Annotated in this window: 17 protein-coding genes; 8 read left to right on the plus strand and 9 right to left on the minus strand. The window is 71.1% G+C overall.

The window, feature by feature from the left end; translation table 11 throughout:
* The first annotated feature begins 106 nt into the window (after positions 1 to 106).
* Positions 107 to 1,078, plus strand: coding sequence for a carbohydrate kinase family protein (locus tag EDF53_RS02495; RefSeq protein WP_185020913.1), 972 nt, complete (start codon positions 107 to 109; stop codon positions 1,076 to 1,078).
* A gap of 63 nt (positions 1,079 to 1,141) precedes the next feature.
* Here EDF53_RS02495 and EDF53_RS02500 read toward each other — a convergent pair whose 3' ends face one another.
* The 5 genes from EDF53_RS02500 to upp all read right to left on the minus strand — a co-directional run bounded on the left by EDF53_RS02500 (position 1,142) and on the right by upp (position 6,636).
* Complete coding sequence (locus EDF53_RS02500) at positions 1,142 to 2,599, minus strand: serine hydrolase (RefSeq protein ID WP_123292079.1); 1,458 nt, start codon at positions 2,597 to 2,599, stop codon at positions 1,142 to 1,144.
* Entirely contained in the window at positions 2,596 to 3,945 is a 1,350-nt protein-coding gene (locus EDF53_RS02505; protein ID WP_123292080.1) for a deoxyribodipyrimidine photo-lyase, read from the minus strand. Before EDF53_RS02505 ends, EDF53_RS02500 begins: the two co-directional genes overlap by 4 nt.
* Entirely contained in the window at positions 3,942 to 4,454 is a 513-nt protein-coding gene (locus tag EDF53_RS02510; protein WP_111084295.1) for a MarR family winged helix-turn-helix transcriptional regulator, read from the minus strand. Before EDF53_RS02510 ends, EDF53_RS02505 begins: the two co-directional genes overlap by 4 nt.
* 278 nt (positions 4,455 to 4,732) lie before the next feature.
* The gene (locus EDF53_RS02515; protein ID WP_123292081.1) at positions 4,733 to 5,503 is read right to left on the minus strand and encodes a winged helix-turn-helix domain-containing protein; all 771 of its coding nucleotides are present in this window, start codon (positions 5,501 to 5,503) and stop codon (positions 4,733 to 4,735) included.
* A 497-nt stretch (positions 5,504 to 6,000) separates the two neighbouring features.
* A complete protein-coding gene (upp, locus tag EDF53_RS02520; protein WP_111084293.1) occupies positions 6,001 to 6,636 on the minus strand; it encodes a uracil phosphoribosyltransferase in 636 nt (211 codons plus the stop codon).
* Between the two features lie 76 nt (positions 6,637 to 6,712).
* On the opposite strand from upp, the gene EDF53_RS02525 reads away from it, so the two are divergent.
* Entirely contained in the window at positions 6,713 to 7,147 is a 435-nt protein-coding gene (locus tag EDF53_RS02525; protein ID WP_123292335.1) for a nucleoside deaminase, read from the plus strand.
* Here the strand turns inward: EDF53_RS02525 and EDF53_RS02530 are convergent.
* Positions 7,128 to 8,084 carry a cation diffusion facilitator family transporter gene (locus EDF53_RS02530; RefSeq protein WP_123292082.1) on the minus strand — a complete coding sequence of 319 codons (957 nt, stop codon included), beginning with the start codon at positions 8,082 to 8,084 and terminating at the stop codon, positions 7,128 to 7,130. The two genes, EDF53_RS02525 and EDF53_RS02530, sit on opposite strands and share 20 nt — an antisense overlap.
* A gap of 64 nt (positions 8,085 to 8,148) precedes the next feature.
* Here EDF53_RS02530 and proC point away from each other — a divergent pair, with 64 nt between their 5' ends.
* The gene (proC, locus tag EDF53_RS02535) at positions 8,149 to 8,979 is read left to right on the plus strand and encodes a pyrroline-5-carboxylate reductase (protein WP_123292083.1); all 831 of its coding nucleotides are present in this window, start codon (positions 8,149 to 8,151) and stop codon (positions 8,977 to 8,979) included.
* Positions 8,980 to 8,991: 12 nt separating this feature from the next.
* On the opposite strand, the gene EDF53_RS02540 is transcribed toward proC, so the two are convergent.
* Both EDF53_RS02540 and EDF53_RS02545 read right to left on the minus strand, forming a co-directional pair.
* Positions 8,992 to 9,657, minus strand: coding sequence for a TrkA family potassium uptake protein (locus tag EDF53_RS02540; RefSeq protein WP_111084290.1), 666 nt, complete (start codon positions 9,655 to 9,657; stop codon positions 8,992 to 8,994).
* 22 nt (positions 9,658 to 9,679) lie between these two features.
* Entirely contained in the window at positions 9,680 to 11,113 is a 1,434-nt protein-coding gene (locus tag EDF53_RS02545; protein WP_123292084.1) for a TrkH family potassium uptake protein, read from the minus strand.
* 74 nt (positions 11,114 to 11,187) lie between these two features.
* Between EDF53_RS02545 and EDF53_RS02550 the strand changes: the two genes are divergently transcribed.
* From EDF53_RS02550 to EDF53_RS02570, 5 genes are all read left to right on the plus strand, one after another.
* Positions 11,188 to 11,703 carry a helix-turn-helix transcriptional regulator gene (locus EDF53_RS02550; RefSeq protein ID WP_123292085.1) on the plus strand — a complete coding sequence of 172 codons (516 nt, stop codon included), beginning with the start codon at positions 11,188 to 11,190 and terminating at the stop codon, positions 11,701 to 11,703.
* A gap of 100 nt (positions 11,704 to 11,803) precedes the next feature.
* On the plus strand, positions 11,804 to 11,998 hold the full coding sequence (locus EDF53_RS02555) for a helix-turn-helix domain-containing protein (RefSeq protein WP_022902482.1): 195 nt from the start codon (positions 11,804 to 11,806) through the stop codon (positions 11,996 to 11,998).
* A gap of 128 nt (positions 11,999 to 12,126) precedes the next feature.
* Positions 12,127 to 12,225, plus strand: coding sequence for a 30S ribosomal protein bS22 (locus tag EDF53_RS02560; protein WP_003792170.1), 99 nt, complete (start codon positions 12,127 to 12,129; stop codon positions 12,223 to 12,225).
* A gap of 84 nt (positions 12,226 to 12,309) precedes the next feature.
* On the plus strand, positions 12,310 to 12,564 hold the full coding sequence (locus EDF53_RS02565; RefSeq protein WP_123292086.1) for a glutaredoxin family protein: 255 nt from the start codon (positions 12,310 to 12,312) through the stop codon (positions 12,562 to 12,564).
* Positions 12,561 to 12,854, plus strand: coding sequence for a Dabb family protein (locus tag EDF53_RS02570; protein ID WP_123292087.1), 294 nt, complete (start codon positions 12,561 to 12,563; stop codon positions 12,852 to 12,854). Before EDF53_RS02565 ends, EDF53_RS02570 begins: the two co-directional genes overlap by 4 nt.
* Before the next feature lie 133 nt (positions 12,855 to 12,987).
* On the opposite strand, the gene aspS is transcribed toward EDF53_RS02570, so the two are convergent.
* On the minus strand, positions 12,988 to 14,328 hold the full coding sequence (gene aspS, locus EDF53_RS02575; RefSeq protein ID WP_123292088.1) for an aspartate--tRNA(Asn) ligase: 1,341 nt from the start codon (positions 14,326 to 14,328) through the stop codon (positions 12,988 to 12,990).
* Positions 14,329 to 14,336: the final 8 nt, after the last annotated feature.

Here is a 14,336-nt window from a genome sequence, read left to right on the forward strand (position 1 = left end):
TGGCATTGCGTATGTTACCGGTCGGACAGTGCGATTGGCCACCACGATGAGGGTCCGTGCGGGCCCGAAAACGGAGCTTTACTCGGTTCCCCGTACACTGGAGCAGATGTCCATGCCGCAAGAGGCCTCCGTGCCCGTGTCGCAGCCCGAGGGGACCCGTGCCGGACGGGTGGTCGCGGGCCGCCGTCGTGGCGCCGGAAAACGGTTCCTGGTCATCGGCGACGTCCTGGACGGCATGCTCGTGCAGACGACCGCGCACACCATCGGGGTGCACGACCCCGCCGCCGTGATCCGCCACCGACCGACGGGTGCCGCCGGCAACACCGCCGCTTGGCTCGGCTGGCTCGGTGCCGAGGTGGACCTCGTCGCGCGGGTCGGCGTCGACGACATCTACCGGCACGAGCGCTCGCTGGAGGACGCCGGTGTCCGCCCGCACCTGCGCTACGACGCGATGACCTCCACCGGGGTCGTGGTGTCCGTGCGCAACGACAGCGGCCGCACGGCGATGTCCGACCCGGCCGCGAGCGGCAAGCTCACGGCTGCCGACGTCCCCGAGGCCGTGGCCCGACGCGCGGACATCGTGCACCTGACCGGGCACGCGACGCTCGGTGGCGGCGCCGCCCGCATCGCGTCCCTGGTCGCCCGCGCCCGGACGGGATCTGCCCGGGTGTCGCTCGACCCGTCCTCGGCAGCGATCGTCCGGTCGGTCGGTGCCCCCGCCTTTCTCGAGGCCCTCGTCGGCGTCGACGTCCTCTTCCCCGGCCGGCAGGAGGCCCTCGAACTGACCGGGACGACCGACCTCGACGACGCGGTGCGGCGACTCACCGAGCACGTGCCGCTCGTGGTGGTCACGGTGGGCGCCGACGGCGTGCTGGTGGGGCGACGCGGACGGAGCGTGCACCGCGTCCCCGCGACGCCGGCCACGGTCGTCGACACCGTCGGCGCCGGTGACGCGTTCGCCGCGGGTTTCGTGCGTGCCTGGGCGACCGATCCCGTGCGCGTCGGAGCGGCTGCACGTGAGGGCACGCGCGTGGCGGCCCGAGCACTCGGGTTCGTGGGGGGTCGCCCACCGGTGTGACGGGCAGTCGTCAGACCGGTACCGACACGGACCTGGCCGGCCCGTCGCGTGCGGTCCGGTGTGTCAGTGCTCGGCGGGCTCCGCCACGACGGTGAGGGTCTGGACGCGTCCTGCCGCGCCAGGGGCGAGCCTGATCTCGACGCGCAACCGCCCGCAGGTGCCGAGGAGCCACCACCGCAGATGCGACGGCGTCGACGACTGCTCCGCGACGGGAGCGGCGCTCAGGTCGGCACCCACCTCGGCCACCGCCGCCGCGATCGCCCGCCGGCGTCGGTCGTAGGGGACGTCCATCGCCACGTTCGGCGTGCAGACCGCGTCCGCCACGGCGTCCTGCCAGTCGGCCAGGAGGCCCGTCACGGCAGCCTGCGCCGCTCGCGTCGCCCGGACGGTCGGCTCGGCGCCGGGGCGGCGCACCGGTCCGGTCGTCGTGTCGCCGTGCCCGTCGGACGCCGCCGGACGCGCTGCGTCCAGGAGCAGGTCGTGTGCCTGTTGGGCAGCGGCGGAGACCTTCGCCTGCGTGGCGTTCTCGAACGCGACGACACCGAGACCGGTCTGCGCGGACCAGCGCATGTGTGCCGAGAACCCCGGGTAGCCGCCGGAGTGCGAGACGAGTTCGCCGAACCGGTCGTCCTGTTCGACGAACAGCCCGAAGCCGTACGCCGTGGCGCGTGACGAGCCGGGGACGACGGACGACGGCACGACCCGCATCGCCTGCTGCATGAGCCGGCGGTCGGCGGGGGAGACCGGGCCGGGTTCCGGAGCATCGGAGGACGCCGACCCGAGGTGCGTCGCCCACCGTGCGAGGTCGCGGACGGTGGAGAACAGGCCGCCGATCGACGAGAACGCACCCGGGCCGGTCATCGGCAGGGGCTCCCAGTCGCCGTCGTGCGGGCGGAACCCGGTGACGACCGGTCCCTGCGCCTCGGCCGCGCTGAACACCGTGTGGTCGAGACCGAGCGGTCGGAGCACGGTGTCACGTGCTGCCTCGGTGAACGGACGGTCGGTGACGACGGCGACGACCCGCCCGAGCAGGGCGTAGCCCAGGTTCGAGTACGCGAACCGGGTGCCCGGCACCGAGTCGAACAACAGCCCACCGCGCAGGACGTCGTCGAGCTCGGCGTCGCTGATCGACTCCTGCCGGTCCGCCCAGGGGTCGTCGGTGGGGAAGCCGGCCGACATGGTCAGCAGCATCCGCACGGTCGGCACGGGGGAGTCCGGTGTGGGCAGGGGCACCGCGCCGAACGCCGGGACGAACACGGTGATCGGCGCGTCGAGGTCCAGCCGACCGTCGGACACCAGCGTCAGCAGCGTCGCCGCGGTGACGCTCTTCGTGCACGATGCGATCCGGTAGACGGTGTCGGCGTCCGGCCGCTGCCCGTCGCCGCGATCGCCGTGGCCCCCGGAGGCGACGAGGCCGGTCCGGTCGAAGACGCCCCACACACTGCTCGGTGCGACGCCACGGTCGACACGGTCACGGAAGAGCGCGTCGACCTGCGCGACGGCGGTGTCCCACGGGCTCATGACCGACGCATCTCGGCGTACGCGTCGAGCGCGCGCTGCCGGGTCGCCTTGAGGTCGACCATCGGCTCGGGCCGGAGTTCCTCCGACGGCACCCACCGGTGCACGTACTCGCGGTGCGGGTCGAAGCGCTCGAGCTGCCGGTCGGGGTTGAACACCCGGAAGTACGGCGCCGCGTCGAAGCCCGACCCGGCGACCCACTGCCAGTTCGCGGCGTTGTTGGCGGAGTCGGCGTCGACGAGGGTGTCCCAGAACCACTGCTCGCCCACCCGCCAGTCGACGAGCAGGTTCTTGACGAGGAAGCTCGCGGTCGCCAACCGGACGCGGTTGTGCATGGCGCCGGAGTGCCACAGCTCGCGCATGCCGGCGTCGACGAGGTCGAACCCGGTCGTCCCGGTGCGCCACCGGTCGACCTCGGCAGCCGGGGCGTCCCGCCACGGGAAGGCGTCGAACTCGCGACGCACGTTCACCGTCGTGATGTCCTCGCAGTGGAAGTACTCGTTCCAGTTGAACTCGCGCCACGCCAGCTGTCGCAGGAAGGCGGAGGCGTTCTGGCGCTGCTCGGGCTCGAGTGCTCCGTGCAACCGGTGCCACACCTGGTACGGGCTGACCTCGCCCCAGCGCAGGTGAGGGGACAGGTCGCTCGTGGCGGCCATGGCGGGTTCGTCGCGCTGGTCGTAGTCCTCGAGCGCGTGGGTGACGAAGTGCTCGAGCCGCTGGTGTGCGCCGTGCTCGCCGGGCTCCCAGGCGTCGCGGAGTCCGCCGGCCCAGTCGGGACGGGTCGGCAGCAGGTTCCACTGGCTCAGGTCGTCGCTCGCGACCCGGGCCGGGGCGGGCAGGTCGCGGGGCTTCGGGAGCGGGTGCCGTGGTTCCGGCATCGCCTGGGCAGCGCGCCAGAACGGGGTGAACACCTTGTACGGCTCGCCTTGTCCGGTGCGGACGGTCCACGGTTCCCAGAGCAGGCTCGCCGCGAAGCTGTGCGCGTCGATGCCGCGGTCGTGCAGGGCACTCTTGATGCCGGCGTCGACCTCGCGCTCGGCCGGACCGTACCGACGGTTCCAGAACACGGCGTCGGCACCGGTGTCGGCGACGAGGGCGTCGATCACCGCGGCGGCCGCACCCCGACGCAGCACCAGGCGCGAGTCACGATCACGCAGTTCGCCGTCCAGCGCGGTGAGTGAGTGGTGGAGCCACCAGCGGCTGGCGGCGCCGGTGGGACGGATGCCGGGGGATTCGTCGTCGAGGACGTAGACCACCGTGACGTCGCCGCCGTGGTCGATCGCAGCACGCAGTGCGGGGTTGTCGGCCAGTCGCAGGTCGTCGCGGAGCCAGACCAGTGCGCCGGTCACACCGGTGCCGGGTCCGACTCGGAGACCGACCGCGTGACGGCCCGTCGGCTCGGGGCGGTGCCGACCGCGAGGCGCAGCTTCGTGCAGAGCTCGGTGAGGGTGCGGAGTTCGGCGTCGGACAGTCCGGCGCCGACCTGCTGCGCGATGCTCGCCGCGTGCTGCACGGCCACCTGGCGGTAGACGTCGAACCCGTGCGGGGTGAGCGCCACGATGACGCCGCGGGCATCGGACGGATCCGGCTGCTTCTCGACGATCCCGCGGGCGAGCAGGCGATCGACCAGACGGCTCACGCTCGGCTGGGTGAGGAGCAGGTGGCCGGTGAGGTCACGCATGCGGCAGCGTCGACCGGGCTGCGTCGACAGGTTGAAGCAGACGTCGTACTCGTTGAAGGAGATCTCGCCGCCGGGGAAATCCGCGTTGAGGCTCCGCATCACGGTGACCTGGGCGCGGAACAGTGATTCCCAGGCGGCGACGGCGGTCGCCTTCTCGCTGCGGCGTGACTCGCTCACGATGGCGCTCCCCTCTGGTCGGACGGTCCGTCCACACTACCGACGGCCCCCGACAGGCGCGGGTTCGACATGCACGCGCTCGGACATGCACGAGGGCCGGCCGCTCTTCCGAGCGACCGGCCCTCTCCCTTGCACCAAGAGTTTCCTGCAATCACATTCCGCAGGCGGTGCCACAGCAAACACCGTCTGCACCACCGACTGTATAACGAAGCGGTAACGGCGCGCTAGCCTCCGCGTGCGTCGTTCGCTGCGAGTTCACCAAGAGCGACCGATCAGGATCAGAAGAGGTCGGGCGAGGGCGTCGAGGCGTAGCGCACGGCCACGTCGGCGTGCCGGTCGAACCGGTAGCCCACGCCGCGGACGGTGCGGACGATCTCCTCGAACGCGCCGAGCTTGGAGCGGAGCCGGCGCACGTGCACGTCGATGGTGCGCTCGTTCGGGGTCTCGTCCTCGCCGTCCGACCACAGGCCGTCGATGATGGCCGAGCGGTCCACCGTCTGGCCCTCGCGCAGCACCAGGAACTGCAGGAGTTCGAACTCCTTGTAGGTCAGGGGAGCTGCGTCGCCGTCGAGCGTGACGCGCTTGCGGGAGATGTCGATGACGACCCCGGTCTCCTCCGGCTCGGGCTTCTCGGCCTGCTTGCGGGCGGCGACCGCGGACCGGTCCTGCAGGGCCAGTCGGACGACGTCGACGTCACGGCCACCGGACTGCTCCGCGGCGACGGCGACGGCAGCATAGGTCTCCGAGTTCGGCACCAGCTGCGCGGTCAGTGCCTTCAGCTGCTCGACGACGGCTGCGAGCGTCGTACCGGCCGCTGCCGCCTTCGCCTCGTCGATCCCGACGTAGAGCGCGAAGCCACGGGCCTCGGTGCCCTCGGGCAGGGAGCGGTTGCGCTGCGGTGCGACGACCGGGCTGGTCGGCACGCTCGTCTGCCCGGTCGTGGCCGGCGTCGCGGGACGCGGACGGATCGGGGTGACCGTCCCGAGGTCGGTCGGCGCCGGAGCGGCGGTGCGGAGCGCGGTGCGGGGCTGGGCGATGGTGAGCGACATGGTGGTTCTCCGGGCGATGTGGCCGGTGCGCGTGTGGCGCTGGCGGCGGTGTCGAATGCGTCGACCCGGGTACGGCTGGATGCCGATGTGCCCTGCGGTCCTGCTGCGGACCGGGGCGGACCCGGGGGAACGGGAGACAGACCTCGTGACGTGGTGCGCGTCGCCGACGGTGTCCGTCACCCGGGGATCACACGCTCGCGACCGGGGTGGTGTCGCGGGGGATCCGGCTGGAACGGGTGCCGATCAGGCACACATTCGACAACGCATGACGGCGACCGGCATCATCATGCCGGCAGTCCCCTGGACCTCGGAGAGGACGCGGGTGGACACGGTTGCAGTCATGGGACGAGTATCGGCGGTATACCAAGGTGGTGTCAACCGTCCGAGCAGACGGTGCGTTCCGCGCACGGGTGGCGGTGGACCGGGCTGACGGACGACGGGAGGCCCGTGGCGGTGTCGCCACGGGCCTCCCGTCGATCGTCGGTGACGTCGACTGCCTACTCGGCCAGACCGTAGAGGCGGTCGCCGGCGTCGCCGAGACCGGGGACGATGTACCCGTTCTCGTCGAGCTTCTCGTCGAGGGCACCGAGGACGATCGAGACGTTGCGGTCGCCGACGGCCTCTTCGACCATGGCGAGCCCCTCCGGCGCACCGAGGATGCACACGCAGGTGATCTCCTCGGCACCGCGCGCGAACAGGAAGTCGATGGCAGCGGCGAGGGTCCCGCCGGTGGCCAGCATCGGGTCGAGCACGAAGCACTGACGGCCGGACAGGTCGTCGGGCAGGCGCTCGGCGTAGGTCTGCGGCTCGAGCGTCTCCTCGTTGCGGGCCATGCCGAGGAACCCGACCTCGGCCGTCGGCACGAGCTTGACCATCCCTTCGAGCATGCCGAGGCCGGCACGCAGGATCGGGACGACGAGCGGACGCGGCTTGGCGATCGAGACGCCCATGGTGTGCGCCACGGGGGTGTCGATGGGCGTCGCGGTGACCCGGACGTTCCGCGTGGCCTCGTACGCGAGGAGCGTGACGAGCTCTTCGGTCAGGGCGCGGAACGTGGGGGAGGGTGTGGTCCGGTCGCGGAGCACCGAGAGCTTGTGGGTGATGAGCGGGTGGTCGGCGACGTGGACTCGCATAGGGTCGAGCCTACCGTGCTGCCGACCACCTGGAGGTCCCGTGGAAGCGCCCGCTGCCCGTCCGTTCGTCCCGGCGATGGAGCGCGCGCTCGACGAGGCCCGGGCCTGCCTGGCGACCGGCGACGTGCCCGTGGGCGCGGTGGTGCTCGACCGCGACGGCGTCGTCGTCGCCGTCGGCCGGAACGAGCGCGAGGCGCTGCAGGACCCGACCGCCCACGCCGAGGTGCTCGCGCTCCGCGCGGCCGCCGCGGTCACGGGGGACTGGCACCTCGACGAGCACACGCTCGTCGTGACCCTCGAACCGTGCCCGATGTGCGCCGGGGCGATCCTGGCCGCACGCGTGCCGCGGGTCGTGTTCGGCGCCTGGGACCCGAAGGCGGGCGCGACCGGCAGCGTCTACGACATCGCCAGGGACCGCCGGCTGCCGCACCGTTCCGAGGTCGTCGGCGGCGTGCTCGAACGCGAGTGCGCCGCGCTGCTCGACGCGTTCTTCAGTCTGCGGCGAGGATGACGATCGCCTCGGTCGGCGGGCGCGGACCGGTGCGGAGCACGTCGGGCTCGACGTAGATGACCCGGGCGATCGGCACCGCGGAGCGCACCCGCTGCTCGACCGTGTCGATGCCCGCGGCGACGTCCCCCAGGCGGCGGTCGCCGTCGACGGCGACCTTCACGCCGACCATCAGCTCGTCCGGACCCAGGTACAGGGTCTTGATGTGGATGATCGAGTCGACCTCCGGGCCGTCGAGCACCGCGTGCTTGATCCGCTCGACGTCGGCGGCGGTCGCGCCTTCCCCGACGAGGAGGCTCTTCGTCTCGATGCCCAGGACGACCGCGACGGCGATGAGCAGGGCGGCGATGAAGATCGTGCCGATCGCGTCGAAGACCCCGTTGCCGGTGATCGCGGTCAGCCCGACGCCGAAGAGTGCGAACACCAGGCCGAGCAGTGCCGCGGTGTCCTCGAGCATGACGACGGGCAGCTCCGGGGCCTTGGCGCGGCGGACGAACTGGACCCAGCTGAGCGTGCCCTTCTGCGGGCGGGCCTCCTTCAGCGCGGTGCGGAGCGAGAAGCCCTCGAGCCCGATCGCGATGACGAGCACGACGAGCGGCAGCCACCAGTTCTCGAGCGGGTGCGGGTGGGCGAGCTTCTCGATGCCCTCGTAGAGCGAGAAGACGCCGCCGACGGAGAACAGGATGATCGAGACGACGAAGGCGTAGACGTAGCGCTCGCGGCCGTAGCCGAACGGGTGCTCCTCGTCGGCAGCGCGGCGCGCCCGGCGACCACCGAGCAGCAGGAGGAGCTGGTTCGCGGAGTCGGCCAGGGAGTGCACGCCCTCGGCCAGCATCGACGCGGACCCGCTGATCGCCGCCGCGACGAACTTCACGATCGCGATGCCGACGTTCGCACCGAGTGCGGCGAGGATCGCCTTCGTGCCTCCTGAAGCGCTCACAGCTGTCCCCTTCTCCCGATCTGGAAGACGATCCTAGGCGAGGGCGGTCGGTAGGGTCGGGAGCATGACGATCGACCTGCCCCGTACCGCCCTGCTCGGCGTCGGCTCCATGTCCGGCTCGGTCCTCGACGGCCTGCTCGCCGCCGGACTCGACCCGGCGACCGTGACCCTCACGACGAAGTCCGAGGCGTCGGCGGCCGCCCATCGGGAGCGCGGGCTCGACGCCACCGCGAGCGACACCGACCCCGACGCGAACCGCTCGGCCGTCCGTGGCGCGGCACTCGTCGTCGTCGGTGTGAAGCCGTACGTGATCGCGGACCTGCTCGACGAGGTCGCCGCCGACCTGGAGCCCGGTGCGGTGCTGGTCAGCGTGGCGGTCGGCACCACCACCGCGAGCATGGAGGCGCGGGTGCCGGCCGGGGTCCGCGTCGTCCGTGCGCTGCCGAACACGCCGATCGGCGTCGGCCACGGCGTCACCGGGATCAGCGCCGGGGCATCGGCGGACGCCGAGGCCGTCGCGCTCGCGTCGTCGGTGTTCACGGCGTCAGGACGGGTGCTCGAGGTGCCCGAGGCGCAGCTCGACGCCCTGTCGGCGGTGTCCGGCTCGGGCCCGGCCTACGTCTTCCTGCTCGTCGAGGAGTGGCAGCGTGCCGCCGAGGCGCTCGGCTTCGCCCCCGAGCAGGCGGCCGCGATGGTGCAGGGCACGCTCCGGGGTGCCGTCGAGCTGCTCGACCGGTCGGATCGCGGACCCGCAGACCTGCGGCGTGCCGTCACGAGCCCGAAGGGCACCACCGAGCGGGCCGTCGCGGTGCTGCAGGACGCCGACCTGGCCGACACGTTCCTGCGCGCGTCGCGCGCGGCGATCGCTCGCGCGGAGGAGATCGCGGCGTCGTAGCCGCGGTCGGGACTACTCGTAGGCGGCGAAGCGCTCCAGGTCCGTCTCGGACCCCGAGACGATGATCACGTCGTTCTCGCCGATGATGCTCTCCGGCGTCGCAGGCACGAACGGGCTGCCCGGCGGCTTGATGCCGAGCACCGTCAGGCCGAACCGCGTGCGGATCACCGTGGTCGCGAGGTCCTTGCCGCGCACCGCCCGCGGCGGGAACATCTTCACCACCGCGAAGTCGTCGTCGAACTCGATGAAGTCGAGCATGCGCCCGGACACCAGGTGCGCCGTGCGCTCGCCGGCCTCGCGCTCCGGGTAGACGACGTGGTTCGCGCCGATGCGGGACAGGATCGTGCCGTGCGACCGGCTGATGGCCTTCGCCCAGATCTGCGGGATGCCGAGGTCGACCAGGTTCGCGGTGATCAGCACGCTCGACTCCAGGTCGCTGCCCGTGCCGACGACCGCGATCGCGAAGTCCTGCGCACCGATCTGGCGCAGGGCGTCGATGTCGGTCGCATCGGCCTGCACGGCGTGCGTGACCCGGTCCGACCACTTCTGCACCAGGCCCGGGTCGGTGTCGACGACCAGCACCTCGCGGTCCTGCCGTTCGAGCTGACCGGCGGTGGCGGCGCCGAACCGGCCGAGGCCGATGACGAGCACGGGTGCGTCGTGACTGATCGCACCCATCGGGTGCGGGGGACGGGTTCGGTCAGCCAACGATCGGCCTCTCCTCGGGACGGCGGAACAGTTGCCGGCTCTGACTCGCGGCCAGGGCTGCGGCGATGGTCACTGTACCGACCCGGCCGAGGAACATGGTGGCGGCCAGGACGTACTTGCCGGACTCGGGCAGGTTCGCGGAGACACCCGAGGACAGCCCACTGGTGGAGAACGCCGAGATCACCTCGAACAGGACACGGTCGAGCGAATCGTCCGTGATCTGCAGGAGCACCACGGTCGCGACGGCCACGATCGTCGCCCCCCAGAGCACGATGGCGACCGCGACCCGCAGCACGTCGCTCGGGATGCGGCGGCCGAACGCCTCCATGCTCTGCCGCCCCCGGGCCTCGGCGACCGCGGCGAGGAACAGCACGGCGAGCGTCGTGACCTTGATGCCGCCGGCGGTCGAGGCCGACCCGCCGCCGATGAACATGAGCATGTCGGTGACGAGCAGGCTCGAGCCGTTCAGCTGGTCGAAGTCGACGAGCGAGAAGCCACCGGACCGGGTCATCGTCGACAGGAAGAGGGCCTGGAACGCGGTCCGGCCGGCCCCTTCCTCGCCGAAGGTCGTCGGGTTCGACGCCTCGAGCGCGGTGTAGACGATCGCACCGCCGATGAGCAGGACGGCGCTCGTGGCCAGCGTGAGCTTGACGTGGATGGGCCAGCGGCGCGGCGTGCGGAGCTGCTTCGTCAGGGTGCGGATGACCGGGAAGCCGATCGACCCTGCGACGACACCGATCATCAGGAGCGTCAGGAACCAGTAGTCGTGGGCGAACGGGTCGAGGCCGTCCGCGTTCGGCGAGAAGCCCGTGTTCGTGAACGCCATGGCGGCGTAGTAGAAGGAGTCACCGACCGCGGTCCAGAACGGCATGCCGGCGATCAGCACGGACGGCAGCAGCAGCAGGCCGAGGACGATCTCGATCGACAGGGTGCTCACCGCGACCGTGGCGAGCAGGGTGCCGACCTCGCCGAGGCGGACGGCCTGCCCCTCGGGGACCGCCCCGTGGTGGGTGCGGAGCGGGTTCGAGTCGCCGGCGGCCATCAGCTTCGCGCGGAGCCCGAGCTTGCGGGTCACGAAGAGCCCGAGGATCGACGCGAAGGTCAGGACGCCCACCGCACCGATCTGCGTCCCGATCACCACGAGGACCTTGCCGAACACCGACCAGTGCGTGGCCATGTCGACGGTCGCGAGGCCCGTGACGCAGACCACCGACGCCGCCGTGAACAGCGCGTCGGAGAAGTGCGTGCCGGTCCCGTCGGCTGCCGCCCACGGGGTCATGAACAGCGCTGTGAACACGAAGATGAGGGCGACGAACACCAGGATCGCCAGACGTGACGGCGACGAGCGCAGGACCGTCGCGATCCGTCCGCCGCGTCGTCGGGTGACGGTCACGTGCCGCGGGAGCGGCTCGGTACGGTCGAGCATCGTATGCCTCCGAGGACATGGGCCGGGACGGTTCGTCATGGTACATCCGTGGTGCCCCGGCTAGCCTTGCCCGCATGGCCGACATCTTCTCCGTCGTGGCGGACCCCACGAGGCGCGAGCTGCTCGGGACCCTCCTCGCCGCGTACGGATCGGACGTCACCGGCGGGGAACTCAGCGTCGGGCAACTGGTCGAACGACTGGGCGTCAGCCAGCCGACGGTGTCGAAGCACCTCCGGGTCCTGCGCGACATCGGACTCGTCACCAGCCGTGAAGAAGGGCAGCACCGCTTCTACCGGCTCGACCCGGAACCGCTCGTGTCGCTGGAGGACTGGGTCCTGCCGTTCACCGGCGCGGTCGACGCCGACGGCATGCCCGCGACCACGGCCTGGACCCCCGACGGTCAGCCCGTGTCCGTCCGCCGGAACGGTGCTGCCGGCAAGACCACCGTCGAGGTCGGGACCGAGCTCGGGCGTGTCATGGCCGAGGCGTCCTACCGGGCCACCGCGGCGATCTCCGGTGCGCAGCAGGGCTGGGAGCGTGTCGTCGACCGCAGCCGCAAGCGCTTCACCCGCCGCGGCGACGAAGACTGAGCCTGGACACTGGGTCGCACGCGCCTCTACAGTTGCCAGTGACCACACAGGTCACACCAAACCCGTGCGCGGATCGCGTGCGAGCCACCGAAGGCGGATCATGACCGGCAGTTTCGACGACGTGCGCTTCCTCACCGTCGCTGAGGTCGCCGAGATGATGCGTGTCTCGAAGATGACCGTGTACCGCATGGTCCACGCCGGTGAGCTCCCCGCCATCCGTTTCGGCCGGTCCTTCCGTGTCCCCGAGTCAGCCGTCGCCGACGTGCTGCGCGGCGGCATCGCAGACGTCGGCTGAGCGCACACCCGTCCGTTCCGGGCGCGTTCGACATCGCGTCAGCCCTCCGGTAGACTCGGCCGGGTTGATTTTCCGCGGTCTCGACGGCCCGGTGTCCGATACATCAGCACAGTCCGAGCGAGGTCCACATGGGTTCTGTCATCAAAAAGCGTCGCAAGCGCATGGCGAAGAAGAAGCACCGCAAGCTGCTTCGCAAGACGCGCCACCAGCGTCGCAACAAGAAGTAGGCCCCGAGCCTGCAGCGTCAAGCCCCGGTTCGCCGGGGCTTTCGCATTCCCCAGGGGATGCGGACCGCGGGCTACGCTTGAGCCATGCCCGCAGTGACGTTCCTGACGAAGCCCGGATGCCACCTCTGCGACGACGCACGGCCCGTGGTCGAACGCGTCGTCGCCGAACACCCCGGCGCGACCCTGCAGGAACGCTCGATCCTCGACGACGACGCCCTCCGCCAGGAGTACGCGGAGGACATCCCCGTCGTGCTGGTCGACGGGCGCGTCCACAGCAACTGGCACGTCGACGCCGACCGGCTCGCACGTGCCCTCGAGAAGGCCGGTTCCCCCGCATGATCTCCCACGTCGTCGCCTGGACCCTGCGCGAAGACCTCGACCGCGCCGCGACCATCGCCCGGATCCGTGAACTCCTGACCGGCCTGACCGGCACCATTGGGTCGATCCGTTCGCTCGAGGTCGTCGAGAACGTCGCCTACCCGGAGAAGAACAGCGACGTCGCCGTCGTCGCGTCGTTCGACGACCTCGCCGGACTCGACGAGTACCAGGTGCACCCGGACCACCAGGCTGCCGCAGCCGAGATCCGTGGACTGGTCACGGGGCGGGCTGCCATCGACTGGCAGAGCTGAGCCGGGCCTCCCGTCCCGCCCCCGGCGCTGCGTGCGCTGCGGCGCTTCGTGAGCAGAAATGGTCGCCTCCCGCATCGGGAGGCGACCATTTCTGTTCACCATGTGCGCTCGCGCGGGGCGCCGCGCGATGTGACTACGGGGTCAGGCGCGTCGGTCCACGGAAGAGGTACGTGACCTCGCGGATGGACGGCTCACCCAACATGAGCATGAGCACGCGCGCGAGGCCCATGCCGAACCCACCGTGCGGCGGCACGCCGTAGCGGAAGAAGTCGAGGTACCAGCCGAGCTCCTCGGGGTCGAGGCCCTTCTCGACGGCCTGCGCCTCGAGCACGTCGACGCGGTGCTCGCGCTGTGCGCCCGTGGAGATCTCCGCGCCGTTGAAGATGAGGTCGTAGCTGTTCGTGAGCGACGGGTCGCCCGGCTTGCGCATGTGGTAGTACGGCCGGATCGAGGCGTCGTACTCGGTGACGAACACGAACTCCGAACCGTGGTGCTCCTTCGCCCAGGCGGCAACGCGGCGCTCACCCTCGGGGTCCAGGTCGCCGTCGGCGCGGACGACGTCGTGGCCGCTGTCGGCCACGATCTTCCGGGCCTCGGCCAGGGTCACGCGGGGGAACGGCGTCGCGGGGACCTGCAGCTCGAAGCCGAAGACCTCTTCGATGTCCTTGCCGTACTTCTCCTTGACCGCGGTGATGCCGGCGACCAGGACCTCTTCGTGCATCGCCATGACGTCTTCGTGGGACTCGATCCACGAGAACTCAGCGTCGACGCTCGTGAACTCGGTCGCGTGGCGGCTCGTGAAGGAGGGGTCCGCGCGGAACGCGTCGGCGATCTCGAACACGGCGCCGAAGCCGGCCGGCTGGGCCATCTGCTTGAAGTTCTGCGGCGACTGCGCCAGGTAGGCGGTCGTCTCGAAGTACTCGAGCTGGAAGAGCTCGGCGCGCGACTCGGACGCCGACGCCATCAGCTTCGGGGTGTGGATCTCGATGTAGTCGCGGTCCACCCAGTAGGTGCGGAACGCGTGCTCCAGGGTCGTCTGGATGCGGAAGATGAGGTTCTGCTTGCGGTTGCGCAGATCGAGGAAGCGCCAGTCGAGCCGCTTGTCGAGCGACGAGTCGTCGGCGATCGGGGTCTCCGGGATCGCGGCGCTCACCACCTCGAGCGTGCCGACCTTGACCTCGAGCCCGCCGAGTTTGACGCGCTCGTCGTGCTTCAGGGTGCCGGTGGCGTGGATGAAGGTGCCGTGGGCGAGGGCCGAGATCTCGGTGGTGGTGGCGAGCGCGGCCTGGGCGGCGTCGTCACCGTCCTCGGCCTCGCGCGTAGCGGGGTTCACGAGCTGGACGGCGCCGGATTCGTCGCGGAGGACGACGAACTGCACCTTCTTCTGGTCTCTGACGGTCTCGACCCATCCGGCCACGGAGACGGGGCCGTCGGGGAGGGCAGCGAGGTCGGCGATGCGGGTGCGTTCGATCACGGTGGTCG

The organism is Curtobacterium sp. PhB78 (genome assembly GCF_003751685.1).
GTDB lineage: Bacteria > Actinomycetota > Actinomycetes > Actinomycetales > Microbacteriaceae > Curtobacterium.

What these genes read in the sequence shown, in the direction of transcription:
- EDF53_RS02515 (WP_123292081.1), bottom strand. Translation starts at nt 5,503, where the DNA reads ATGTCGCTCACCATCGCCCAGCCCCGCACCGCGCTCCGCACCGCCGCT.
- proC (WP_123292083.1), top strand. Translation starts at nt 8,149, where the DNA reads ATGACGATCGACCTGCCCCGTACCGCCCTGCTCGGCGTCGGCTCCATG.
- EDF53_RS02540 (WP_111084290.1), bottom strand. Translation starts at nt 9,657, where the DNA reads ATGGGTGCGATCAGTCACGACGCACCCGTGCTCGTCATCGGCCTCGGC.
- upp (WP_111084293.1), bottom strand. Translation starts at nt 6,636, where the DNA reads ATGCGAGTCCACGTCGCCGACCACCCGCTCATCACCCACAAGCTCTCG.
- EDF53_RS02570 (WP_123292087.1), top strand. Translation starts at nt 12,561, where the DNA reads ATGATCTCCCACGTCGTCGCCTGGACCCTGCGCGAAGACCTCGACCGC.
- EDF53_RS02550 (WP_123292085.1), top strand. Translation starts at nt 11,188, where the DNA reads ATGGCCGACATCTTCTCCGTCGTGGCGGACCCCACGAGGCGCGAGCTG.
- EDF53_RS02495 (WP_185020913.1), top strand. Translation starts at nt 107, where the DNA reads ATGTCCATGCCGCAAGAGGCCTCCGTGCCCGTGTCGCAGCCCGAGGGG.
- EDF53_RS02555 (WP_022902482.1), top strand. Translation starts at nt 11,804, where the DNA reads ATGACCGGCAGTTTCGACGACGTGCGCTTCCTCACCGTCGCTGAGGTC.
- EDF53_RS02565 (WP_123292086.1), top strand. Translation starts at nt 12,310, where the DNA reads ATGCCCGCAGTGACGTTCCTGACGAAGCCCGGATGCCACCTCTGCGAC.
- EDF53_RS02545 (WP_123292084.1), bottom strand. Translation starts at nt 11,113, where the DNA reads ATGCTCGACCGTACCGAGCCGCTCCCGCGGCACGTGACCGTCACCCGA.
- EDF53_RS02525 (WP_123292335.1), top strand. Translation starts at nt 6,713, where the DNA reads ATGGAGCGCGCGCTCGACGAGGCCCGGGCCTGCCTGGCGACCGGCGAC.
- EDF53_RS02560 (WP_003792170.1), top strand. Translation starts at nt 12,127, where the DNA reads ATGGGTTCTGTCATCAAAAAGCGTCGCAAGCGCATGGCGAAGAAGAAG.
- EDF53_RS02500 (WP_123292079.1), bottom strand. Translation starts at nt 2,599, where the DNA reads ATGAGCCCGTGGGACACCGCCGTCGCGCAGGTCGACGCGCTCTTCCGT.